The organism is Microlunatus soli (assembly GCF_900105385.1).
Lineage (GTDB): Bacteria > Actinomycetota > Actinomycetes > Propionibacteriales > Propionibacteriaceae > Microlunatus > Microlunatus soli.
Genome location: NZ_LT629772.1, coordinates 1880088 through 1903475, shown reverse-complemented (window position 1 = coordinate 1903475; position 23388 = coordinate 1880088). Strand labels below are relative to the sequence as shown.

The 23388-nt window shown below is 67.2% G+C and carries 22 protein-coding genes and 1 tRNA gene; 12 read left to right on the top strand and 11 right to left on the bottom strand.

Features of this window, described 5'->3' with window-relative positions:
- The first annotated feature begins 154 nt into the window (after positions 1 to 154).
- The 3 genes from BLU38_RS08865 (at position 155) to BLU38_RS08855 (ending at position 4453) form a co-directional block, all read left to right on the top strand.
- Positions 155 to 1447, top strand: a complete 1293-nt coding sequence (locus BLU38_RS08865) for a beta-ketoacyl-[acyl-carrier-protein] synthase family protein (protein WP_172836104.1) — start codon at positions 155 to 157, stop codon at positions 1445 to 1447.
- 59 nt (positions 1448 to 1506) lie between these two features.
- Positions 1507 to 3156 carry a class I adenylate-forming enzyme family protein gene (locus tag BLU38_RS08860; RefSeq protein ID WP_091523132.1) on the top strand — a complete coding sequence of 550 codons (1650 nt, stop codon included), beginning with the start codon at positions 1507 to 1509 and terminating at the stop codon, positions 3154 to 3156.
- 157 nt (positions 3157 to 3313) lie between these two features.
- Positions 3314 to 4453: a sulfotransferase family protein gene (locus BLU38_RS08855; RefSeq protein ID WP_091523128.1), complete on the top strand. Its 1140-nt coding sequence runs from the start codon at positions 3314 to 3316 to the stop codon at positions 4451 to 4453.
- A gap of 81 nt (positions 4454 to 4534) precedes the next feature.
- Here BLU38_RS08855 and BLU38_RS08850 read toward each other — a convergent pair whose 3' ends face one another.
- The gene (locus BLU38_RS08850) at positions 4535 to 4807 is read right to left on the bottom strand and encodes a hypothetical protein (RefSeq protein WP_091523125.1); all 273 of its coding nucleotides are present in this window, start codon (positions 4805 to 4807) and stop codon (positions 4535 to 4537) included.
- A gap of 207 nt (positions 4808 to 5014) precedes the next feature.
- Here BLU38_RS08850 and BLU38_RS08845 point away from each other — a divergent pair.
- A tRNA-Thr gene (locus BLU38_RS08845) sits at positions 5015 to 5087 on the top strand.
- A 483-nt stretch (positions 5088 to 5570) separates the two neighbouring features.
- Here BLU38_RS08845 and BLU38_RS08840 read toward each other — a convergent pair.
- On the bottom strand, positions 5571 to 5951 hold the full coding sequence (locus BLU38_RS08840; protein WP_091523122.1) for a DUF427 domain-containing protein: 381 nt from the start codon (positions 5949 to 5951) through the stop codon (positions 5571 to 5573).
- A 183-nt stretch (positions 5952 to 6134) separates the two neighbouring features.
- Here BLU38_RS08840 and BLU38_RS08835 point away from each other — a divergent pair, with 183 nt between their 5' ends.
- The 3 genes from BLU38_RS08835 to BLU38_RS08825 are packed head-to-tail and all read left to right on the top strand — an operon-like array spanning position 6135 to position 9278.
- On the top strand, positions 6135 to 7442 hold the full coding sequence (locus tag BLU38_RS08835; RefSeq protein ID WP_091523120.1) for an ABC transporter substrate-binding protein: 1308 nt from the start codon (positions 6135 to 6137) through the stop codon (positions 7440 to 7442).
- A complete protein-coding gene (locus tag BLU38_RS08830) occupies positions 7439 to 8374 on the top strand; it encodes a carbohydrate ABC transporter permease (RefSeq protein WP_091523117.1) in 936 nt (311 codons plus the stop codon). The genes BLU38_RS08835 and BLU38_RS08830 overlap by 4 nt, the downstream gene beginning before the upstream one ends.
- Positions 8375 to 8411: 37 nt before the next feature.
- A complete protein-coding gene (locus tag BLU38_RS08825) occupies positions 8412 to 9278 on the top strand; it encodes a carbohydrate ABC transporter permease (protein ID WP_091523113.1) in 867 nt (288 codons plus the stop codon).
- Between the two features lie 9 nt (positions 9279 to 9287).
- On the opposite strand, the gene BLU38_RS08820 is transcribed toward BLU38_RS08825, so the two are convergent.
- The 9 genes from BLU38_RS08820 to BLU38_RS08780 all read right to left on the bottom strand — a co-directional run bounded on the left by BLU38_RS08820 (position 9288) and on the right by BLU38_RS08780 (position 18481).
- Complete coding sequence (locus BLU38_RS08820) at positions 9288 to 9560, bottom strand: hypothetical protein (RefSeq protein WP_091523109.1); 273 nt, start codon at positions 9558 to 9560, stop codon at positions 9288 to 9290.
- Positions 9561 to 9703: 143 nt separating this feature from the next.
- On the bottom strand, positions 9704 to 10882 hold the full coding sequence (locus BLU38_RS08815; protein WP_172836103.1) for an enolase C-terminal domain-like protein: 1179 nt from the start codon (positions 10880 to 10882) through the stop codon (positions 9704 to 9706).
- A gap of 176 nt (positions 10883 to 11058) precedes the next feature.
- Positions 11059 to 11814, bottom strand: coding sequence for an IclR family transcriptional regulator (locus BLU38_RS08810; RefSeq protein WP_091523103.1), 756 nt, complete (start codon positions 11812 to 11814; stop codon positions 11059 to 11061).
- Between the two features lie 338 nt (positions 11815 to 12152).
- Positions 12153 to 12911 carry an SDR family NAD(P)-dependent oxidoreductase gene (locus tag BLU38_RS08805; RefSeq protein WP_157683320.1) on the bottom strand — a complete coding sequence of 253 codons (759 nt, stop codon included), beginning with the start codon at positions 12909 to 12911 and terminating at the stop codon, positions 12153 to 12155.
- On the bottom strand, positions 12908 to 14191 hold the full coding sequence (locus BLU38_RS08800; RefSeq protein ID WP_091523095.1) for a hypothetical protein: 1284 nt from the start codon (positions 14189 to 14191) through the stop codon (positions 12908 to 12910). Before BLU38_RS08800 ends, BLU38_RS08805 begins: the two co-directional genes overlap by 4 nt.
- A gap of 3 nt (positions 14192 to 14194) precedes the next feature.
- The gene (gene hisD / locus BLU38_RS08795; protein WP_091523092.1) at positions 14195 to 15556 is read right to left on the bottom strand and encodes a histidinol dehydrogenase; all 1362 of its coding nucleotides are present in this window, start codon (positions 15554 to 15556) and stop codon (positions 14195 to 14197) included.
- The gene (locus BLU38_RS08790) at positions 15553 to 16662 is read right to left on the bottom strand and encodes a pyridoxal phosphate-dependent aminotransferase (protein WP_091523088.1); all 1110 of its coding nucleotides are present in this window, start codon (positions 16660 to 16662) and stop codon (positions 15553 to 15555) included. The genes hisD and BLU38_RS08790 overlap by 4 nt, the downstream gene beginning before the upstream one ends.
- Positions 16659 to 17750, bottom strand: a complete 1092-nt coding sequence (locus BLU38_RS08785) for a zinc-dependent alcohol dehydrogenase (RefSeq protein WP_091523084.1) — start codon at positions 17748 to 17750, stop codon at positions 16659 to 16661. Before BLU38_RS08785 ends, BLU38_RS08790 begins: the two co-directional genes overlap by 4 nt.
- Positions 17747 to 18481 (bottom strand): IclR family transcriptional regulator, encoded by a 735-nt coding sequence (locus tag BLU38_RS08780; RefSeq protein WP_091523081.1) that lies wholly within the window; start codon positions 18479 to 18481, stop codon positions 17747 to 17749. Before BLU38_RS08780 ends, BLU38_RS08785 begins: the two co-directional genes overlap by 4 nt.
- Positions 18482 to 18713: 232 nt before the next feature.
- Here BLU38_RS08780 and BLU38_RS08775 point away from each other — a divergent pair, with 232 nt between their 5' ends.
- Genes BLU38_RS08775 through BLU38_RS08755 form a run of 5 tightly spaced genes read left to right on the top strand, consistent with a single transcriptional unit; the run spans position 18714 to position 23372 of the window.
- Positions 18714 to 19556, top strand: a complete 843-nt coding sequence (locus BLU38_RS08775) for an IclR family transcriptional regulator (RefSeq protein ID WP_091523077.1) — start codon at positions 18714 to 18716, stop codon at positions 19554 to 19556.
- A gap of 28 nt (positions 19557 to 19584) precedes the next feature.
- Complete coding sequence (locus BLU38_RS08770) at positions 19585 to 20604, top strand: ABC transporter substrate-binding protein (RefSeq protein WP_091532162.1); 1020 nt, start codon at positions 19585 to 19587, stop codon at positions 20602 to 20604.
- Positions 20601 to 21455, top strand: coding sequence for an ABC transporter permease (locus BLU38_RS08765; RefSeq protein ID WP_091523074.1), 855 nt, complete (start codon positions 20601 to 20603; stop codon positions 21453 to 21455). The genes BLU38_RS08770 and BLU38_RS08765 overlap by 4 nt, the downstream gene beginning before the upstream one ends.
- On the top strand, positions 21452 to 22303 hold the full coding sequence (locus BLU38_RS08760; protein ID WP_091523071.1) for an ABC transporter ATP-binding protein: 852 nt from the start codon (positions 21452 to 21454) through the stop codon (positions 22301 to 22303). Before BLU38_RS08765 ends, BLU38_RS08760 begins: the two co-directional genes overlap by 4 nt.
- A complete protein-coding gene (locus BLU38_RS08755; RefSeq protein WP_091523067.1) occupies positions 22284 to 23372 on the top strand; it encodes a phosphotriesterase family protein in 1089 nt (362 codons plus the stop codon). Before BLU38_RS08760 ends, BLU38_RS08755 begins: the two co-directional genes overlap by 20 nt.
- The last annotated feature ends 16 nt before the right edge of the window (positions 23373 to 23388 follow it).

Sequence of the window (23388 nt, the reverse complement as noted above, 5' to 3'; positions counted from 1 at the left end):
ACGTCTGCGGCGGTCCGAGACGCGTGGTCGGGTCCGATCCGAGCCCCTCGCACGGTCGCCGTCGTGAGGTCTTATCGTGGGGAGTGGCAGATTTAACGACCAGTCGTTCGCTAAACGGCCCCCGGGTCGGGTAGAGGGCGAGGAATCGCAGGGAATGTTGTCCAGCGAAGTGGTGATCACCGGGTTCGGGGCCGTCACCCCGGTCGGCAACGATCGGGAGAGCAGCTGGCGGGCGCTGCTCGCCGGCACGTCCGGGGTCGCACCGATCACGGCCTTCGACAGCAGCGGACTCCGGGTGCACATCGCGGCCGAGGTGAAGGGCTTCGACCCGTCCAGCGTGCTTGCCGGGAAGCGGCTGCGGCGCTCGGCGCGATTCACCCAACTTGCGGTTGCGGCCGCCCGCGAGGCAGCGATCGACTCCGGACTGTTGCCGGCCGAGGCCGACGGGCCCCGCGATGAACGCGATCATGTCGAGCTCGCCGACGGCATCGACCCGACCCGGGTCGGGGTGGTGATCAACGCCGCGGTCGCCGGTTTCGACACCGTCGAACACGCGACCCGTCAGCTGCTCGGCGCTGCGCCGGGGCGGATCAGTCCGTACTTCGTGTCGTCGTCGCTGACCAACATGCCGGCCTGCGAGGTCGCCATCGACCTCGGCCTGCACGGTCCGGTGACGGCCAGCGCGCTGGCCTGCGCGAGCGGCGTGTACGCCTTCCTGGAGGCCCGCCGACTGATCCTGGCGGGGGAGGCCGACGTCGTGGTCTGCGGCGGGACCGACGCGGCCATCACCCCGGCGATGTTCGGCGGTCTGCAGGCGATGGGGGCGTTGAGCAACTACGCCGGCGACCCTGCCGAGGCATCCCGACCCTTCGATGCCGATCGGGACGGCTTCGTCTTCGGTGAGGGCTCGGTGGTCGCGGTGCTGGAGTCGGCCGAGCACGCAGCCCGTCGCGGAGCCCACAGCTATGCAACGGTCGCCGGCGGTGCACTGACCGCGGATGCCTTCCATGTCAGCGCGCCGGAGCCGGCCGGTGCCTACGCCGCCAACTCGATCGTCGCTGCGCTGCGCAATGCCGGCGTGAAGCCCGATGAAGTCGATTACGTCGCCGCACACGGCACCTCCACCAAGGCCAATGATCGGACCGAGACGCTGGCCCTGCACGCTGGCTACGGCGAGGCCGCCGAGCGGCTGGCGGTCAGCGCGCCGAAGTCGATGGTCGGCCACCTGATCGGTGCTGCCGGTGCGCTCGGAGCGATGGTGTCGGTGCTCGCGATCCGGGACCAGATCGTGCCGCCGACGATCAATCTGCACACTCCCGATCCGGACTGCGACCTGGACTACGTCCCGAACGTCGCCCGTCGGATGCCGGTCGCGGTCAGTGCGACGAACGCGTTCGGATTCGGTGGCCAGAACTGTGTGGCGATCTTCAATGCTCCGCAAGCCTGACCACTGCGGCCCGGATCGGCCTACAGTGATCAACAGTCCGTTCGATCAAAGGGGCCGGAGTGCCGTATCGCTATGACAGCAGCGCCTATCGTGACGCCTTCGACAACAACTTCAGCTACTTGGCCGGCTTCTGGCGCAACGTCCGCCGCTACGGCGACCGGCCGGCGCTGATCGATCCGGGTCTGACCGGCCCTGCCCGGACCTGGACCTACGCCGAGCTGGCCGCGGTGGTCGCCGAGCTGGCCCAGGGGCTGGCCGATCGCGGCGTACGGGCCGGCGATGTGGTGACCTTCCAGCTCTACAACTGCCCGGAGTTCGCCCAGCTCTACCTGGCTGCCGAGCAGCTCGGTGCGATCGCCTCACCGATCAACTTCCGATTCTCCCCCGGGGAAACCGCGCATGTCCTGGACGACAGCGTGCCGAAGGTGTTGGTCTACGACGGCTCGCTCGGCGAGTCGGTGAGAGCCGCTCTGGAACTGGCCGAACATCGTCCCGACGTCCTGGTCGCCGTCGACGGAGATCCAGGGCTTGACGGTGCCGAAGCATTCGATCAACTGCCGGCCGGTCCCGGAATCCGTTCCCCACAAGGAGATCTGACCGCCTGGGACGAGACCTTGCGGCTCTACACCTCCGGCACCACCGGGATGCCGAAGGGGGTGTCGTTGAACAACGCGGCCGAGGTGCTCACGGCCCACGACGTGATCATGCACTTCCCGCTGACACCGCAGGACCGGACGCTCAACATGACGCCCTGGTTCCATCGTGGTGGCATCTCCGCCGGTGGCCCGCAGCCGGTGCTCTATGCCGGCGCGGCCTCGGTGGTGATGCGTCAGTTCGACGCCGACGCGGTGTTGGATCTGGTCCAGGCCGAACGGCTCACCTTCCTGATCGGTGCACCGACCAACCTCGGGCTGCTGACCGCGGCCCAGGAGACCAACCCGCGGGACCTGTCCTCGTTGCGCGGGATCGTGACGATGGGTGCACCACTGGAGCGGGCCGCCTGCCTGCGTTTCCAATCGGTACTGACGCCGCGGATCTTCAACGGCTACGGCACCACCGAAGCGTTCTGGAACACGTTCCTGCGGCCGGCCGACCTGCCTGATCATGCCGGCAGTGCCGGCCAGGCGTGTACCGACGACGACGTCCGGGTGGTGAACGCCTACGAAGATCATCCGGCGGACCCCGATGATCTTGCCCCGCGGGACGGCGTCACCACCGGTGAGGTGATCATGCGGTCGTTGAAGTCCGGGTATGCCTATGTGAACAAGCCGGATGAGCAGCAGGCGAAGTTCCGTGACGGCTGGCTCTACTCCGGCGACCTGGGGACCTGGGACGCCGACGAGTTCGTCACCGTGGTCGGTCGTAAGGACGACATGATCATCTCCGGTGGCGAGAATGTCCATCCGGTGCAGGTGGAGGAGGTGCTCAACTCCCATCCCAGTGTCGCTGACGCGATCGTGGTCGGGCTGCCCGACGAACGCTGGGGCGAGCTGGTTGTCGCCTGCGTCCAGACCGACGATTCCGAGCTGACGGCGGCCGAGTTGGACAAGTATTGTCTGGCCAGCCCGATGTTGGCCGACTTCAAGCGTCCCCGCCGGTATCGGTTCGTCGCCGAACTGCCGCGCACGGCGACCGGCAAGAAGATGCATTACGTGATCCGCGAGGAGATCCGACGGCCCGGCGCGGCGGCGGAGCTGCAGAGCCCCTGATCCCGTGTCGTCCGGCTGAGATCCCGTGTCGTCCGGCTGAGATCCCGTGTCGTCCGGCTGAATTCGCTCCGGTCGACAGGTGCCTGATACTTCGCTGACAGAAGAACGTGTCAGGATTGGGGCGTCCCGACCGCACCACCGCAAGGAGTGATCTGCCGTGCCCGAGACGACGTTGGCTGCCGAAACGGAGTTGCCGAAGACGTCGACCCGGCTGCTGATGGTCACCGGACCGGGACGGAGCGGGACGAGCGCGGTGACCGGTGCGCTCAGCCAGCTCGGGGTGCACGTGCCGCCACCATTGGTGGATTGGAACAAGTCCAACCGGAAGGGATTCTTCGAGACCCGGTGGGTCGTCGACTTCCAGCGTGAGGTGCTCAAGGCCGCGCACACCTACGAATTCGACGCCGACCCGCGGGCTGCCGCGCGAATTGCGGACGCCACCGACGCGGCGACCCAGGAGGAGTTGTCCCGGTGGTTGCACGGTGCCGCCGCCGGTCATCGGCAACTGGTGATCAAGGACCCGCGCTCGGTGTGGCTGCACGACCTGTGGGAGCGGGCAGCCACCGACTCGGGACTCACGCTGTGCTTCCTGACGATGTTGCGGCATCCGACCGAGGTGGTGGGCAGCCGTTCCACCTACTACGGCACGGCCAAGGATCCGCGGAAGGCACGCGATTACGCGATCTCCAAGGTGGCCGGCTGGATCAACGTCAGCCTGTTGAACGAACGACAGACTCGCGGTCGGCCCCGTGCGTATCTGCGCTACACCGACCTGTTGGCCGATTGGCGATCCGCGTTGACCGGAGTCCGGGACGCGGTCGGGCTGGAGCTCAATGCCGATCTCTCCTCCGGCGAGCCAAGTCCGGTCGACGAATTCATCTCGCCGGAGTTGCATCGGATCCGTACCGGATGGGACGAACTCGACGTCCCCGACGAGTTGCGGACGATCGCCGAACAGACCTGGGACGCGTGCTGCCGGCTCGCCGACGAGGGCGGAGACACCGACCTGAGCACGGAGTTCGACGACTTGTCGGAACGGTATGCCCGCAGCTATCGCGACGCTGCCGCGATCGCCAGCGACACCATCGATTCGGCGGTTGCGCGCGCAGCCGCGGAATCGGCCCGCAAGGTGCGGCAGGAATTCGAGGACAGGCTCCGCGAGTCCGAGCAGGCCTCCGGGTCGCGCTTGTTCGAGATGAAGGCGGCTGGTGCAGCCGGGGCGAAGGCGACGGTCACCCGAGCGCGGCGGCTGAGCAAGCGCGTCGTACGACGGGTGCGTCGCCGACTCGACCGCTGATCGCAGCCTGGATCATGCGAGATCGGCTGCGGCCCGTCCGGTCGGTTGCGGCTGCGCCGGTTCGAGGCGGACCGGACGGACTCAGCCGGTCCAGCCGAGCAGCCGTTCGCCGGCGGTGATCACGGCGAACCAGATGATCATCAGGCCGAACGGCAAGGCGAGTACGGCCCACGGCCACCGTTTGCGGAAGCGGATGCCCCAGACCAGGCAGGCCGCCCAGAGCGTCAGCAATCCGATGATCGCCCACAACGGCGCGAGCAGTCCCGAGGCGATGAACCAGTAGAGCGGGACCACCATCAACACCAGGCCGGCCCAGCCCGCGATCGGCGCGATCCGCCGTCCGACGGTCTCCATGATCCAGTGTCACACCGGCACGCCGGGTCTGCTGCCGATTGTCCGAGTCCCGCAGAATCGCGATCTCATCCGCCATCGGCGGGGCTTGCCACGCTCACTCGCCGGCAACCGGTGCCGATGAGATCGCGTCATCGCGGGCGAACAGCCCGCCGACGTGCGTCAGGCGGCAGCGTTGTCTAGCATGGGCTCTCGCACCCGTCGGTGCGTGCCGCGTTAGCTCAGTTGGCAGAGCGTCGATCTTGTAAATCGAATGTCGGGAGTTCGACTCTCCCACGCGGCTCAGGAGCTCATGGAAGTGGCGATCGGTCGGACTGATCTGAGCCGGGGCTGATCGGCCGGGGACCGGACCCATGTGGTCGGGTGTCCGCAACGGCTGGGGATCCCGCACGTGGCGGTGCGCTCGGCACTGACCTGGGCCCATGTCCAAAGCCCGGTCACCCTCCGGAGAGCAGGACGGGGGTCATCGCCTGCTGTCCATCGACGGTCCGGCCGTCAGATCGCTCCCGGGGAAACGTGAACAATCTGTTCGCAGCCGGGCAGTAGCGCGTCGGGTTCGCCACTGTCCGTACGGCCGGTGTGTCGGTCGAGGGCCAAGCGCACCGCCCACGTCGGAGCAACCTGCATGACTGAGGTCAAATACATGAGACCCAGCGCTGCGGTGCACTCACGATGCTAGTGAAAGACCGGCCGCCGTTGGGCACTTCTGCCCGTCCAGTACCGGACATTGCCGGTACTGGACATTTGCCGTCCGGGTCGGACCTGCTCAGCGGGACGGCTCGACCGAGACGGTGACCCGGTCGGTGTAGAACGCCAGGTGGCCGCCGATCGTCGACACCGCGGGATGCGGTTTCTCGTAGGTCCAGACCGCGTTGTCGATCCGTCCGTCACCGGTCCGGATGCTGAAGTACGCCGCGTCGCCCTTGTACGGGCAGTAGCTGCTGTGGTCGGTCCGCTCGAGTGCGCTCAGATCCACGTCCTCGCGAGGGAAGTAATGCACCGGCGGATAGCCGGCCTCGGCGAGGAGCAGGGTGGCCGCCGAGGTCGCGATGACCTTCCCATCGACAGAGGCGGTAACGGTCCTGTCGTCCGGGCTCACGGTGATCGAGTGGTCGGGTCCGGGCACCTTGATCGGCTTTTCGCTCATGGTCGACACAACCGGCGGCAGCCGTCGGGCATTCCCGGCTCGGTGCGCAGCTCATCGGTCGAGGTGGACGCGATCCTGTTGACGGCGCAGATCCAGATCCGTACTATCGACATCTGAAAATACGACTTCACTATGCGAAATGTTTCGCCTGTCCTCTGTGGCAGGACTCGATGAGGAGTTTCGATGGAGAACGCAACCTTCAGCCGGCGCGGACTGTTGGGTCTGGCCTCGGCAGCCGGAAGCATCGGGCTCCTCGGAGCCTGCAGCGGCGGGGGACAGGACAGCGATCCGGGATCGCCGTCGAAGGAACCGATCACGGTGGCGGACTGGTCCAACTCCAACACCGCGGTCGTCGACGCGGCGGCGGCGTACACCAAGGAGACCGGGATCAAGGTCTCCTTCCAGGCGCCGGTGTCCTACGACGACTACACGACTCGGTTCCGGACCGTGCTGTCCGGCAAGAACCCGCCCGACGTGGTCCGCTGCGACGATGATTTCGTTGCCCAGTTCGCTGCCGAGGGCGCGTTGGCCGACCTGACGCCGATGATCAAGGCGCAGCATTTCGATGCCGGCACGGTGACCGCCGACCTGTACGACTTCACCAAGAGCAAGGACGGACAGTACGCGCTGGCCATCGCGATCCAGCCGCGGCTGATCTACTACAACAAGACCCTGTTCGAGAAGAAGGGTGTACCGCTCCCGCCTGGCCAGTGGACCGACAAAGGCTGGAAGTGGTCGGATTTCCTTGCTGCTGCAACAAAGATCACCGATCCGGCCAAGAAGGTCTGGGGCTGCATGATCTTGAATGACGTCGGCTTCGAGCAGACCTTCTCCTGGAACAACGGCGGCGAAGGCACTTTCAGTAAGGACGGCAAGAGGTTCACCCTGGCCGACCAGCAGGGGATCGAGGCGATGCAGTGGCTCGGCGACCTGACGAACAAGTACAAGGTGCAGCCGTCCTGGGGTGCGATCCAGCAGACCAATTCCGGGGAGAGCATGTTCGTCTCCCAGAAGCTGGGCATGTACTTCGCCGGCTCCGGCTCGGTGCCCTACTTCCAGGAGAATGCCGACGGCTTCGAATGGGACATCGCGCCGGTCCCCGGTCAGGCCCGGCAGAACACTGCCGGGGCGATGATCGTCTACGCGATCCCCGCCAAGTCGACCAAGCAGGCCGAGGCGTTCCAATTCCTGTCCTATCTGGTCGGTGATCAGGCAGGCAAGCTGTATGTCAAGGAGAACGCGTTCGTCCCGTCGAACAAGGCGGCGGCCGCAACGGTCACCGGGACAACAGGAAAGTCCCCGGAGCATTACGGGATGCTGCCCGATGCCGTTGCGGCGAATCACGCGCGGAACAGCACGCCGGCGACCGCCGAAGCCGCGGCTACCTACCAACCGCCGATGCAACAGATCTGGACCGGTGAGAAGACCGCGCAGGAAGTGTTGACCGCGGTCCGCGGCAAGGTGGAGGACGTTCTCAAGGCGGCGCCGTGACGGTGACCGACGAGGTGCTGGCGCCCCAGTCCCGGCCTGCCCCGGCCCAGTCGCCCCCGCGCCGACTGAACAAGCATCTGGCCGGCTGGATCTTCGTGGCACCGTTGGCGATCGGCATCGCGGTCTTCAACGTGTATCCGATCCTGTTCTCGCTCTACACCTCCTTCACGTCCTGGAACGGCTTCGGCGTGCATTCCTTCATCGGGGTGGACAATTTCACCCGCATGGTGCACGACGACATCTTCCTCAAGACCCTGCGGAACACGATCTACTACTCGGCAGTGACCATCCCGCTGACGATTCTGGTCGCGCTGCTGCTCGCTCTGTTGTGCAACACCGAACGGCTGCCGATCCGGGGCTTCTTCCGGACCGCGTACTTCACACCGTTCGTCACCAACGTGGTGGCGATCAGCCTGGTCTGGTTCCAGCTCTACGCACCCGACACCGGCGTAATCAACCGTCTGCTGGCGATCTTCGGCATCACGGGTCAGTCGTGGTTGACCGACTCTGCTTGGGCGATGCCGGCCGTCATCGTGGTCGCCACCTGGCATGGGGTCGGCTATCCGATGTTGATCTTGCTCAGCGGCCTGCAAGGCATCCCGAAAGGGCTGTACGAGGCCGCTGCCGTCGATGGCGCCTCGCGGTGGAGCAGGTTGATCCGTATCACGTTGCCACTGCTGTCGCCGTCCCTGTTCTTCGTGATCATCACTCAGGTGATCGCGACCTTCCAGGTCTTCGGCATCATCTTCGTGATGACTCAGGGTGGCCCGGCGAACGGTACCAACGTCTTCATCTACAACCTGTACCAGAACGGCTTCGTGTTCGGGAAGTTCGGCTACGCCTCCGCCCTGGCCTGGGTGCTGTTCATCGTGATCATGATCATCACGTTGATCCAGCTCAAGCTCCAGAAACGGTGGGTGTTCTACGGATGAGCGCACCACATCGACACCAGCGAAAGGATCGATCCCGATGGCTGTAATCGCCGGACGCCTGAACCGACCGTCGACCCGCGGTCATCGGATGGCACGGGCCGAGACGGTGCTGTTGGCTCTGGTCGGCGTACTGCTCGGCTTCGGCACCTTGTTCCCGCTGTTGTGGATGGCGGCGTCAGGGTTGAAGACCGAGAACGAGGTGCTGACCCATCCGCTGTCGTTGATCCCGCACGACGTGCAGTGGGCCAACCTCGGCAGTGCACTGCACACGGTCGGTCCGTATCTGGTCAACAGCCTCAAGCTCGCGGTGATCAACGTGGTCGGAGTGCTGGCGGTCAGCTCATTGGCCGGCTATGCGTTTGCTCGGCTCGAGTTCGCCGGCAAGAACATCCTTTTCGTCGTCGTGCTGGCGACGACCATGGTGCCCAGCATCGCCTACCTGTTGCCGCAGTACCTGATGTTCGACCAGTGGGACTGGACCGACACCCACCTACCGCTCTGGGTGCCTCGGGTGATGACACCGGTGTTCGGCACCTTCTTGATGCGGCAGGCGTTCCGGGTGCTGCCGCAGGAGCTGGAGGATGCTGCCCGGGTGGACGGCGCCGGGTTGTTCACCATCTACTGGCGGATCCTGCTGCCGCTGACCAAGCCGGCGTTGGCGGCGATCGGCGTGCTCACCTTCGTGGAGTCCTGGAACGATCTGTTCGGTCCGTTGATCTTCATCAACTCCACCGAGCTGCAGACCCTGCCGGCAGCACTCGCCCTCTTCAAGGGCCAGTTCTTCACCCAGATCAATCTGCTGATGGCGGCGGCCACCATCTCGGTGGTGCCGGTGCTGATCATCTACTTCATCGGACAGCGGTATCTGGTCGAAGGCATTGCCAACACCGGCACCACCGGCTGACGCCGCCCGTCATCGCCGAGCCGGCATCTCGCTGAAGAGGGCGACCGCGTGGCCCGTTGCCGAGACTTCTTGAGGATCGGACGGATCGGCCTCCAGGCAGGGGAAGATCGTCGGACTTCCGTCGCCGAACGCGAGCTCGAAGAAGTACATCATCGGGAGGCTGCCGTCGGTGCAGCCGGCCGGTATCGAGCCGATCAGCCCGTCCCCGGCGGGCTCCATGATCACGTCCCTGAAGGTGTCGGACTGATCGACGTGCCGATCGTGCGGCGTCGCGGCGGTCACGTCGGCCCCGGCGGCGATCTCCGGTCGCAGCGCCAGGTCAGTACGCGGTCGAAGTGATCCGGCCCCGGATGCCTGAACGCAATGGCCCGGACGGCATCCGGAGGGCCGCTCGGCGAGATGTCGGTGCGGGCCCCGGTGGACGCTCAGTCGGTCAGCGTGGTCCAGGTGTCGATCTTGTTCTCGTCCAGTTCGATGCCGAAGCCGGCCCCGGTCGGCAGCGCGAACGATCCGTTCTCCGGGACCAGTGGAGCGACCTCGAAGTGATGTCGGTTGGGCATGATCCGGATCAGGTACTCCACGCTCGGGCAGGTCGTCGGCGACTGGCTGGCGACGACGTGCAGTGCGGCATGCAGACCGTGTCCGTGCGGGATCACCGGGACACCGAAGGTGTCGGACAGTGCGCAGATCCGGACCAGTTCGGTGACCCCTCCGCACCACTCGGGATCACACTGCAGGACGGCGATGGCCGCCTCGGTCAGGAACGGCAGCACCTCGGCCCGGTCGTAGAGGTGCTCACCGGTGCTGAGTGCCTGTCCGGTGCTGCGATGCAGGTCGATGAACGCGGGCAGTCGATCCGGCCCGAACGGCTCTTCCAGCCAGGTCGGCCGCAGCTCGCGGGTGCGTTCCACCCAGGCCCGGGCGAAGCCCAGATCCCAGCCGTGGAAGGCGTCGAACATGATCGGGTAGTCCTCGCCGAGGGTGTCCCGCAGCTGTCGGGCCAGCCCGACGCTGCGGGTCAGGCCCTGCTGCCCGTCGCCCGGGCCGTCGGCGAAGAACCACTTCTGGCCCCAGAATCCGGCCCGCTGCAGTTCGGTAGCCGTTGTCCGCACCACGGCGGGCTCCAGCGAGGTGCCCAGCGTGCTCACATAGGCCGGGATCCGATCCCGGCTTCCGCCGCCGAGCAGCTGCCAGACCGGTGCGTCATACACCTTGCCCCGCAGATCCCAGAGTGCGTTGTCGATCGCGCTGATGCCCATCTTCAGGTAGCCGTGCCGGGCGTGCCGATCGGACCGGGCCAACTTGTCCCAGGCGATCGTCACCGCCAAGGCATCCTGGCCGATCAGGAACGGGCCCAGCAGGTCGATGATCGTCTGTGCTGCATCGTGTTCGATCGGCCCGTAGAAGCCTTCGACGTCACCGTCGGTCCGAATCCGCAGGTAGCGCGCGGTGAGCGCGTCCGGTGTCGGCGGAGCCGGCTGCTGCTGAGCAGGCCGGTGTTCGGGGTAGAGCGAGAGCGGCCGGACCTGCTTCTGCCGCACCCCCTCGGGAAGTCCGGGATGTCGGCCCCGGACGACCTCGACCTCGACGGCCGTGATCTTCACGCTACGCATCGTCGCATCGCCTTACACTTCACATTAGTGGAGTATGGATTCCGATGAGTGGAACATAGCATGCTCGACGGTATTGCCGACAGAGGGAGTCCCGGTCGGGCGATCGAGAGCGTCGGTCAGCGCAAGGTGTGCGCTGACCGAAGACTAGTGGTTTGACTTCCGGCCCACTAGAGGCCGGCGAGCTCCGCGGCGAGCTTGGTGGCTTCCTCCTGGAGCAGCGGCACCGCCTTACGTCCCAGATCCTTGGTGATCCGGAACGCAGGACCGGAGATCGAGATCGCCATCGAGATCGGCACCCCGGTCACCGGAACGGCGTAGCAGGAGACGCCGTTCTCCTGTTCGCCGTTGTCCATGGCGTAACCCTGGCGACGGACCCGGGCCAGCTCGGTCCGCAACTTCGCCGGGTCGACGATGGTCTTGGTGGTCGCGGCGGGCATACCGGCGCGGCCGACGATCCGATCGACCTGCTGTTCGGGCAGTTGCGCCAGGATCGCCTTCCCGACACCGGTGGAATGGGTGTAGGCACGATGGCCGACCTCGGTGAACATCCGCATCGCGTGCGGCGACGGCGCCTGCGCGATGTAGACCATCATGTCGCTCTCCAGGACCGCGAGATTGGCCGATTCGCCGGTCTCCCGGGCGAGCAGTTCCAGGTGCGGCTTGGCGACCGGGCCGAACTGGGTGTCCACCCGGCCGGCCATCCGGACCAGGCCGAGACCGAGGCTGTAGCGCCGATTCGGCAGCTGCCGGACGTAGCCCAATGACACCAGAGTCTTGAGCAGTCGATGGGTGGTCGGAGCCGGCAACTCGATCGAGTTGGACAGTTCGGTCAGGGAGAGATCCCCGTTGTCGGCGAGCAGTTCGAGCAGGAAGAATGCCCGCTCCACCGACTGCACGCCGCCCGATGTCTTGGTGTCCACCATCTCCGCTCGCAATCTCTGCCCCAGGGGGCGGTGTCGGCCACGAATGTGTCCGTGAACGTAGCACAGAGCTGCGGTTCATCCCCGCGCTCACCCGGTGACTCCGCAGGAGTTCTCGCGGCGATCGGCGTGCGCCCCCTGATGATCGATGACGACGGTGATCCGGGACGAGAGAATCTGGCAGACGGTTGTCGACATCTCCGGTCCGGATACCCAATGTCTGCACCAGGAACCCGGCGCCGCGCGCAGCCCGGCGCCGATCGCTACCGGTGGCGGTGAGCAGCGTCCGACAAGATCAACTGCGGCCGCGGGATGTCGTCACTCGATCGGTGCGGGATCGTTCACAGATTGGTGCCGCCGTCGAGGGTCAGGACGGCGCCGGTCATGAACCGGGCTGCCGGGCTGAGCAGGAAGTCGACGGTCTCGGCGATCTCGTCCAGGGTGCCGAACCGGCGCGCCGGAATCCTGCTCAGAAGTTCTTCGCTGATCGCCGGATCGTCGAGGTAGGCGTTGGTCATCGGCGTCGGGAAGTAGCCGGGGCAGAGGGCGATCACGCAGACACCCTGGTGGCTCACCTCGAGGGCAAGGGTCTTGGCGATGCTGACCACCGCCGCCTTGCTCGCGTTGTAGTCCAGGAAGTCGACCTCCGGTTTGACGGCGTTGACCGACGCGGTGAACAGGATCGTGCCGGGCCGGTCGAGGTGCCGCAGTCCCGCCCTGGCGAGCGCGAAGGCGCCCAGCACATTGATCTCGAGCACCCGGCGGAAATGATCAAGAGACAGGTCCTGAGCGGGGACGCCCTGGCCGTCGATGCCGGCGTTGACGAAGACGGCGTCCAGGCCGCCGAGGCGGGCGGCGACCTCGTCGACTGCGGCGTCGATCTGATCATGGTCGGCCAGATCGCACGCCGAAGATCCGGTGAACGGGGCGGCACTGTGTCGTACGGCCGCTTCGACCGATGAGGTGCTGGAGCCGAGGATCCAGACCCGGTCGGTTGCGGCGAGCCGTTCGGCAGCGGCCAGCCCGATCCCGGAGCTGCCGCCGGAGATCAGGATCCGTCGGCCGGACGCCCTCTGCTCCTCGTTGTCGGCGGCTGTCACGTCGAGATTCCCTTCGGGAGCAGGGATTGCAGCCGGTCGAGGGCGACGGTGATCGGATCAGTGCCGGTTGCCGGTTCGGTGCTGACGGCGGCCGCGTGAGCCAGCCCGAGCAGCTGGACGGTCGGATGCCGGGTCGGTGCCAACAGGTCGGTGACCAGCAGCGGGCAGAGCATCATCGCCAGCCGGACGGTACGCCGCCAGTTGCCGGGCAGCAGTCTGCGGTCGGCCATCGCGCGCAGCAGCGGAGCCCAGGCCTGGTCGACGATGCTGTCCAGGACCGCCTGCCGGAGGGGACTGATCGGCAGCCCGTTCGGAAGCCGAACCCAGTGATCGTCTTCCTGCACCGGGGTGTCCGCCACGTCGGCCGGATGGTAGAGCCAGAACGGGTGCGCCAGCGCGTTGTGGTAGGTCGGTTTGACCAATGCCAGCAGGGCCGGCAGGTCGTCGCCGGCGAAGGCGGGATCGAACAGGGTCAGGTAGGGCCGGCCGTCGGGGTCCCGCCGACACCACACGTTGCCATGATGATCATCACCGTGTGCGGTGACCACCGGGCCGTCGGCCAGTGTTCCCGGCGACAGCAACCGGCCGGCCTCGGCGACCGCCGCGGCCAACGGCAACCGGTACTCGACCGCACCGATCTGCCAGCGTTTCGCCGCCACCCGCTGCCAGATCGGGTTGGCGGCGTACCAGGCACCGAAGCGGGTGCCGCCGAGGCTGCCGTCGTCGTCGAGCAGCCGATGGCCGAACAACTGGTGGATGGCCGCCCCGGCCGACGACGGCGTCGGAGGTCGCAGCGTGTTGACGGCGACGGCGCCGACGGTGCCGTCGAGCCGGCGGCGGGCGCGGACGAGATCGTCGGGGAGCACCGCGCTGGTCGCGCCCTGGGACCGTTCGAGGTCCAGGCAGAGATCGACCATTCGCGGTTCTTCGCGGACCTCGTACAACGCCACCTGGGTGCCCGGCGCGCTACGCACCGCCAGCGGTACGTCGACCGGCAGCCCGACATCGTCGAGCAGCTTGGCCCGGTAGTACTCGCCGACGTGCTCGTCCTCGCCCTCCTCGGCGTGGAACTTGAAGAATCGCTCCGGACCGTCACCGAACCGGACCCTGCCGCTGACCGAATTGAGGCTGTATTCGTCGGAGGTGAACCGCAGCTCGACGACAGCACCGAGCTGCAGTGACTCCAGGATCGGGGTGACCAGCTGGGAGGCGAGCCGGCTGTCCCCGGAACGCAGCGCGCGGGCCGCGCGCACGCCGAGCGGGAGATCGGAATGGGTCATCGGTCAGTCCGTCGCGACAGGGAGGCCGAGCCGCCGCCGGACCGCTGCTCCGTGCGCCGGGAACCCCTCATGATCGGCAAAGGCGAGGACGGTGCCACTCATCCGGCGCAGTGATCGTTCGTCGGCCTTCGCGATCGCGGTGCGCTTGCGGAAGGTCTCGGCCGTGATGCCGCTGTTGACCATCCCGAATCCGCTGGTCGGCAGGGCCGCCGGGCAGCCGATGACGAAATTCGCCGCCGAGATCGGTGTCCACTGGCCGAGCAGGATCTCGGCCGGATTCACCAGCCCGGCGACCGCGCGGTCCTCGTCCCTGACGACCACCTGCATGTGCTCGGGCGCATAGGCGTTGGCGACCTCGACGCCCTCGGCGACACTGCGGACCAGCACGATGCCGCCGTTCTGCAACGCCTGCCGGGCATAGTCGGCCCGCTGCTCGGGCAGGTCGGCGAGCTGGCGTTCCATCTCTGCCTGCACCTCGGCGGTCAGCTGCTCGGAGTCGGTGACCAGGATCGAGGAGGAGTCGGGTCCGTGCTCGGCCTCGTTCAGCAGATCGGCGGCCAGGATCGTGACGTCGGCGCTGTCGTCGGCGAGGATCAGACTCTCGCTCGGGCCGAGCAGCATGTTGGACAACGTCCCGTAGCGCTGCACCTCGATCTGGGCGCAGGTCACGGCCGGGCTGCCGGGGCCGACCACCTTGAGCACCTTCGGGATCGTCTCGGTGCCGAAGGCCAGCGCGGCAACCCCGGACGGGCCGTTGGCCCGGTAGACCTTGCCGCGCAGGCCGAGTTCGTCGGCGACCACCAGCACCGCGGGGTCGACCTCGCCCTCCGACCCCGGGACCGGCGGCACGACGACCGCGATCTCCGGGACGCCGGCAACCACTGCCGGGGTGCCGATCTGGACCAGCACCGAGGGGAAGGAGCCCTTGCCGCTGGGCACGAACAGGCCGACGCTGGCGATCGGCGAATACTTCTCGCCGACCTGCAGTCCCGGCTCGCTCTCGAAGCTCCAGTCGGCGCGGTGGCAGACCTGCTCGTTGAACGATCGGACGTGCGCGATCCCGTCCCGGATCGCGGCAAGCAGACCGTCGTCGATCCCGGCCCGGGCGGCGTCGTACTCGGCATCGGAGACGCGCAGCTGATCGGCGGTCACCGCGCAACCGTCGAACTGCTGCAGCGCATCCACCAGGGCCGCGTCCCCCCGATCCCGGACGTCGCGCACCAGACCGCCGATACTCTCCTGCAATGCCGGGTCGAAGATCTTGTCGCGGCCCCGACCGACGAAGTCCCGGCGGGCTGCACGGTCCAGCTCGTGCCACCAGCCGACGACCCGGGCCGGACCTGCTGCTGGCGTCGTGTTGATCATGAACTACTCCTGAGGTCGGTCGGTGTGCTGAACAGGTGGCGAAGCAGTCTGCGGAGCTCGGTCATCGCCTGCGGTGTTCCGATGCTGATCCGGACCCAGCCGGGCAGTCCGAGGGTCTCGCCGGGGCGGACCGTCAGCCCGTGTCGGGACAGCTGCTCGGCCATCGTGGCATGCGGGATCCGGGCGGTGACGAAATTGGCCTGGCTGGGCACGAAGTCGATCTCGAGCTCGGTCAGCAGGGCGGACAACCGTTCCCGTTCGGTGATCACCATCGCGGTGCTGAAATCGTGCCACGCATGGTCGTCCAGCGCCGCGTTCGCGGCGGCCAGTGCCGGCCCGTTGACGCTGAACGGACCGCGGACCCGGCGCAGCAGATCGATGATCGGCGCGGCAGCAATGCCATAGCCCAGTCGAAGACCGGCCAACGCGTGGTCCTTGGAGAAGGTCCGTTGCACGACAAGGTTCGGATGCTCGGCGAGCAGCAGGCCGATGTCGGGCCGCCGGTCCCGTGCGACGTAGCCGCGGTAGGCCTCGTCGAGGATCACGAAACAGGCCGGGTCGACGTCATCGAGCAGCTGGCGCAGCCCGTCGACGGGAATCGCTGCGCCGGTCGGATTGTGCGGGCTCGGCAACCAGAGCAGGCGTGCACCGGCCGACGCCGTGGCCAGCGCCGCAAGATCATGACCGCCGGACTGCAGCGGTACGCCGAACAGCGTTGCTGCCGCCAGCGCGGTCACCTTCAGATCGATCCCGTACGCCGGCACGCTGCTGATCACGCGATCGCCCGGTTCCAGGAACGCCGCACCGAGCAACGAGCACAGTTCGTCGCTGCCGTTGGTCAGCAGCAGCCGATCGGGATCGACGCCGACCTCGGCCGCGAGCCGTTCGGAGAAGTCGGCCTCGTTGGGGTAACGGTGCACGCCACGGGCAGCTTCTTGCAGCGTGCTGCGGACCCGTGGCGAGGCCCCGAGCGGTGCCTCGTTGGAGGACAGCTTGCCGATCTCCGACGGTGCAGCGCGTCCTGGCTGATATCCCGGAACGTCGGCCAGCCGCCGGGCGGCAGCGGCCCACGGTCGGGCGGACGTCGCGGACTCGGCGGCGGTCATGGGCGGATCACCACCTTGCCGGTCGGTGGCTCCTGGCGCCAGCGCTGCAGTCGGTCGGGCAGTTCGGGCAACTCGAGTGCCTCGGTGATCAACGGTCGGAACCGGCTCGGGTCGGAGGTCAGGGTGGTCACCGCGATCGGCAGTTCGTCGTCGAAGCCGGACGATCCGATCACGATCGTCTCGTGCTCGACCAGGTCCGCCGGTGTCAGCTCGACCGGGTGGTGGGCCAGAGCGACCACGGTGACGATGCCGCCGCGCTCGACTGCCGCGAGCGCGTCCGGCAGTGACCGCGGATAGCCGGCCGCATCGATGACGACCGGCCAGGAAGCACCGGCCGGGATGCTCTCCGACACCGTCGCGCCCAGCGCCGCGGCCAGCCGACGGCGTCCGGGATCCGGTTCGACGACCCGGATCGGGTGTCCCGCATCGGACATCAGCAGGGCGACCAGTTGACCGATCGGGCCGCCGCCCAGGATCAGGCAGCGGGGCGGCGTCTGCGATGTCGTCCCGTGCTCCCTGAGCCTGTCGAAGGGCGTATTTCCCGGTCCTTCGACAAGCTCAGGACCCCAACCGGTGCGGAGACTGGCGGCGGCGCGAACGGTGCGATGCACCGCGTGTTGGGCGACGGCGAGCGGTTCGGCGAGCACCGCGACGTCGAGCGGTAGGTCCGCAGGGAGCGCAACCACCGAGGAGACCGGGACCACGACCCGCTGTTGATAGCCACCCGGTCGACATTCGCCGAGCCAGGCCAGCTCGGAGCAGAGGTTGGCAGCCCGCTCGCAGCCGCGGCAACGGCCGCACGGCACCCGGGAGTCCAGCACGACCGGCTGCCCGGTCGGCAGCGCTGCGTCCGGGCAATCCAGCACTCGTCCGCAGACCTCGTGACCGAGGATCGCCGGCCAGCTGGTGACCCAGTCGCCGGTCTGCACGACATGCAGATCCGATCCGCAGATGCCCGTCCAGGCGACCTCGACCAGCACCTCTCCGTTCCCCGGGGGCCGGTCCGGGACCTGGTCGACATGCAACCGGAGGTCCCGGTCCAGCACCAGCGCCGAGTGGCTGCTCGGAGCGGCGGTGTTCGGGCTCATGATCGACCTCTGCTCCGGCCACCGAGCCGTTCGGATGCCGCGGCGGCCGCATCCATCACGGCCCGGCCGAGGGCCTCGACATCGCTGTCCGGTTCCAGCCAGGTGCTGACGCCGATGGCGCCGACACAGCCGTCCCGGGAGAAGACCGGTGCCGCAACGCAGCGCACGCCGGACGCGGTGTGTCCGTCGTCCACCGCGAAGCCGCGGCCGCGGATCGCGTCGAATTCGGGTGCCAGCTCGCGCAGCTGCGTGTCGTCGCGAGCCAGACTCCGATCGATCGACGACGGCGGCAGGCTCGCCAGCTGCGCCTTGCCGACGGCCGTCCGCAGGGCCGACAGTCGTGCACCGACCGAGCTGGCCAGCTGGACGCCGGTCCGAGGCGGGTCGTGCTTGGCGATGTAGACCACGGTATCGGCATCCAGGACCGCGAAGTGAGCGGTCACCCCGAGTCGATCGGTCAGCCGCCGTAGCTCGGGTTCGGCCGCCGTCGCGAGATCGAGGTGCCGCGCATAACTGGAGCCGGTCTCGAAGGCGCGGATCCCGACCCGATGGCCGCCCGGCACGGCCTCGGCGTACTGGGCCTCGACCAGTGCGGTCAGGATGCTGTGCGCAGTGGAGCGGGGGACCTCCAGCTCATCGGCCAACCGGGCCAGCGGTACCGGGTCGGTGCTGTCCGCGAGGAGATCGAGCATCCGCAGAGCTCGCAGCACGGACCGATTGGCGACCGACATGAGACCGAGGATGCTCCGTTCGTATATATGAACTGCATTCGCATTTAAACGCTAGGGATCTCTGTCCGTCGCTGTCAAGGTTTGCTGCGTGAGTCCTGCAGATCCCTTCAGGTGAAGGAGATTCGGTGGTTTCTACCCTGTAACAGGATGGCCGTAGGGGTTGACAGTGTGGTCGGAACCAGCGAAAACTCGTCTGCCATCTGATATCTGTGTCTGCAAATGAGGACGTGCGATGGGGACCGAGCGAGCGAGGTCGGCCGGGCGCGCCTTCGAGGTGCTCCGGGCGCTGGCGCGCTCACGAGGCCCGATGACCGCGCAGGCGCTGGCTGATTCCTGCCGGATCCCTCGCAGCAGCAGCTATCAGCTGCTCGGCGTGATGCGTGAGCATCGGCTGGTCGAGTACAACGCCGACGAACGCAGCTGGTCGCTGGGGATCGGCGTTCTGGAGCTGGGTGCGGCCTACCAGCGCAGTGGCGGACTACAGCAGCGCAGCGCGCCCCAGCTGGCAGGACTGACCACCGCCACCGGGCACACGAGTCACCTGGCCGTGCTGGACGGTGACGAGGTCGTCTACCTGGCCAAACGGGAGCCCGCTGCCGGCGGCATCCGGCTGGTGACCGAGGTGGGCACCCGACTGCCGGCGAGCAGGACCGCCGTCGGAAAGGCGATTCTCGCCCAGCTTCCGGCGCAGGAACTGGCGGCGGTGCACGGCCCGCAGTCGGCCGGGGCGCCCGAGGAGCGGTTCGGCTTCCAGGAACTGGTCCGAGACCTCCATCAGGTCCGGGACCGCGGATATGCCGTGGACGACGGTCAGATCACTCCCGGGATCACCTGCGTTGCCGCTCCCGTGCTCGGGGCGGATGGCGTGGTGATCGCCGCGGTCGGAGTTTCCTATGTCGGGGTCGCCCAGGACGACGTCGGCCAGCAGGCGACGATCAACGCGGTGCGGCATGCTGCTCGAGAGCTGTCTGCAACCTTCGCCCCGGTCCAGTCCGTGGACGCCGACAGCACCGAATCCGCGATCGTCCAGGAAGATCACGAACCGACCGTGCCCGCCCCCACCCCGCACACCTGAAGGAACCGCAGAAATGAAGGAGACGACGATGCGCACGATGCGTGCGACGCTGGGGGCCGTGGCCCTTCTGATGGCTGCACTGCTGGCCGGCTGCAGTTCCGCAGCGAGCGGACCGGCGAAGGTCAGTGGCGAGGACATCCCCGACAAGCCAGAGTCCGGTACCTTCACCATGGGCATCGAGCCGTGGCTCGGCTACGGCGCCTGGTGGATCGCGCAGGACAAGAAGATGTTCGCCGACCAAGGCCTGGACACCAAGATCACCAACTTCAGCGAGGACGCGCAGATCAACGCCGCGCTCGCCTCCGGCAAGATCGACAGCGCCAACATCGCCACCCACACGGCGATGAAGATGATCGAGTCCGGGATCCCGATCACCGCCGTACTGCTGGAGGACCAGAGCGAGGCCGCCGACGCGATCGTGGCCAACAAGCGCATCACCTCGGTCGCTCAGCTGAAGGGGCAGCAGGTGGCCTACGAGGAAGGGACCACCAGCGAGATCCTGCTCAGCTATGCGCTGAAGAAGAACGGGATGTCGCTGACCGACATCAAGAAGGTGCCGATGCCGGCGGCCAACGTCGGCGCAGCGCTGCTGGCCGGCAAGGTCGACGTCGGTGTCACCTACGAGCCGTATCTGAGCGACGTCAAGGCCAAGGGCAAGGCCGACCTGCTGTTCACCGCCGGTGAGGATCCCGGTCTGGTCTCCGACGTGTTGGTCGTCCGCAACGACGTGATCAAGGAGAAGCCGGGGCAGGTGCTGGCGATGCTCAAGACCTGGGACCAGGCATCGGGTTACCTCTCCGAGCACCCCGAGGAGGGTCAGGCGATCATCGCCAAGAACGTCGGAGCCAGTCCGGAGAGCCTGAAGTCGGCGTTCGACGGAGTGAAGATCTACACCCTGTCCGAGTCCGCCGAGCTGATGCAGGGCAGCTTTGCCAAGACGACCGTCGGCGACGTGTCCACCGCGGCCAAGGACGCCGGCATCCTGACCAAACCGGTCACCGCCGAGCAGTTTCTCAGTGACAGCTTCGTGAAGGCAGCAACCAAGTGACCGACGGCGCAGCTGCTCGTCCCCGGACCGCCGGCTCCGACCGGAGCCGGCGCCGCAGAACGTCGTCGATCTTTGCGATCGGTGGGTCGATCAAGACCTCGCAGTATGTGCTGTTCGGTGCGATCACCTTCGCCGCGTTGTTGATCATCTGGTGGCTGGTGACCGCGCTCGGTGCCGTCCAGCCGTTGTTCCTGCCGAGCCCCGGTGCAGTGCTCACCCGGCTCGGGACCGCCGCCGCCGACGGGCAGCTGTGGCTGGACGCCGGAGTGTCGATCTACCGGATCGTGGTCGGCTTCGTGATCGCCACCGTGCTGGCGCTGCCGATCGGTGTGGCGGTCGGTAGCTATCCGGCGGCCGCCGGACTGCTGGAGCCGCTGATGGACTTCGTCCGCTACATGCCGGTGGTGGCGTTCGTGCCACTGTCCATCGTCTGGGTCGGCACCAGCGACACCCAGAAGTTCCTGATCATCTTCCTCGGGACGTTCTTCCAGCAGGTGTTGCTGTTCGCCGACACCGTCAAGCGGGTGCCGACCGAGTTCGTGTCGATCGCCCGGACCCTGGGACTGCCCGAACGCAAGATCATCTCCCGGGTCGTGGTGCCGGCGGCCGCGCCCGGTCTGTGGGACTCCGGGCGGATCACCCTCGGCTGGGCGTGGACCTGGCTGGTGGTGGCCGAACTGGTCGCGGCGACGACGGGCCTCGGCTACCGGATCACCACCGCGCAGCGCTACTTCCAGACCGACACGATCATCGGCTACATCCTGGTGCTCGGCCTGCTCGGTCTGATCACTGATCAGACCCTGCGCTTCGTCGGCAGGATGATCTTCCGCTACCTGGAGGTGCGCACATGAGTGATCAACCGTCGTTCCGTCCACCCGAGGGAGACCGGCCCCGGACTCCCGTCCGGTCGGCGCCGTCGAAGGTCGTGTTCAGCGGGCTGGTGAAGAGCTATCCGACCCGTTCGGGTGACGTGCTGGCTCTGGACGGCATCGATCTGGACATCGCCGAGAACGAGTTCGTCACGATCGTCGGGACGTCCGGCTGCGGGAAGAGCACGCTGCTGTCGATCGCCGCCGGTCTGCAGCAGCCGACGGCGGGTGAGTTGTTGGTGGACGGGGAACCGGTGACGGGGCCCGGCCGGGACCGCGGTGTGGTGCTGCAGTCCTACACCTTGTATCCGTGGCTGACGGCGCAGAAGAACGTCGAGTTCGCCCTCCGCGACGAGCCCGGGTTGTCGGTTCGACAGCGCGCCGAGGTCGCCCGGGAGCACCTCGAGTTGGTCGGGCTGGCGGACTTCGCCGGAAAGTATCCGGCCGAGTTGTCCGGCGGGATGCGGCAGCGGGTCGCGATCGCGCGATCGCTGTCCTACCGGCCGAGTCTGCTGTTGATGGACGAGCCGTTCGGAGCGCTGGATGCGCTCACCCGACGGGTGATGCAGGAGTTGCTCACCGACATCTGGGAGAAGCACCGGCTGACCGTGGTGTTCATCACCCACGACGTCGAGGAGGCCGTCTTCATCTCCGACCGGGTGGTGATCATGAGCAACCGGCCGGGAACGATCAAGCGGATCGTTCCGGTCGATCTGCCGCGACCACGGGAGCACGCCATGATCGCCGAGGCTCGATTCCGAGAGCTGTACGGCGAGGTGCTGGAACAGATCCACGAAGAGTCACTCGGCCATGTCCGCGCGGCCGGTTGATCATGATCAACAGCCAGTCGTCGCGGCACCAGGCAGTCCGGTGACCATGCGGACCGTGCTGGGCGAGCCGTTGTCGGCAGGAGGATATGACCTGGTGCTGGCCCATGAGCACCTGCTGATCGACATCAGTTGTTGGCTGGACACCGAACATCCCGTCCATCGCAGGCTCCGCGACCTTCCGGTGGGTCCGGACAGCATCGATCTGGTCCGCTCCCATCCGTTCGCCAGCCCGGACAACGTCGTGCTCGCCGACCCGGAGGTCGCGATCGAGGAGCTGACGATCGATCCGGCCGATCACCAGCTCGGTGATCACGATCCGCCCGGCCGGATGCTGGTGGTCGACGTGACACCGGACACGGCCGGTGCGGATCCGCCCCGGCTGGCCGAGATCAGCCGTCGGTCCGGGGTCGACATCGTCCGCGGTTGCGGTCCGTACATCGAACGGTCCTGGGACGGACGTGTCGATCCGGACGCCGTGACAGCGGACATCGTGGCCGCCTTCGACGATCGGTACCCGGCAGCAGTGATCGGTGAGATCGGCACCAGCGCACCGACGACGGCAGGAGAGAGCAGAGTCCTTCGCGGCGCTGCGCAGGCACAGGCGGAGTTGCAGGCACCGCTCTACGTCCATGTCGACCCGTGGGCACCGGACAGCCGGCGGGCGCTCGATGTGATCGAGCAGCACGGTGGCGACCTGACCCGGACGGTGATCTGCCACCAGGACATCGTGGCGGTCCGCGACCCGGCCGCCGTCCGTGCCGTCCTGGACCGCGGAGCCTTGGTGGCGATCGACATCTGGGGTGATGAGGACGGCTACGGTGGCGACCCGATGCCGACCGATGACGAGCGGCTGTCCGCCGTGCTGGGTCTGATCGAGGACGGCTGGGGGCAGCGACTGTTGCACAGCCAGGACGTGTGTACGAAGTCCCAGCTGCGTCGCTTCGGTGGTCCGGGATACCTGCATCTGTGGACCCGGATCCGCCCCCGTCTGGAACGCATCGGACTGACCGTCGACCTGATCAACGACCAGCTGGCGGGCAACGCGTTGCGGTTGCTGAGCGGGGTGTGAGCCGACAAGATCATCG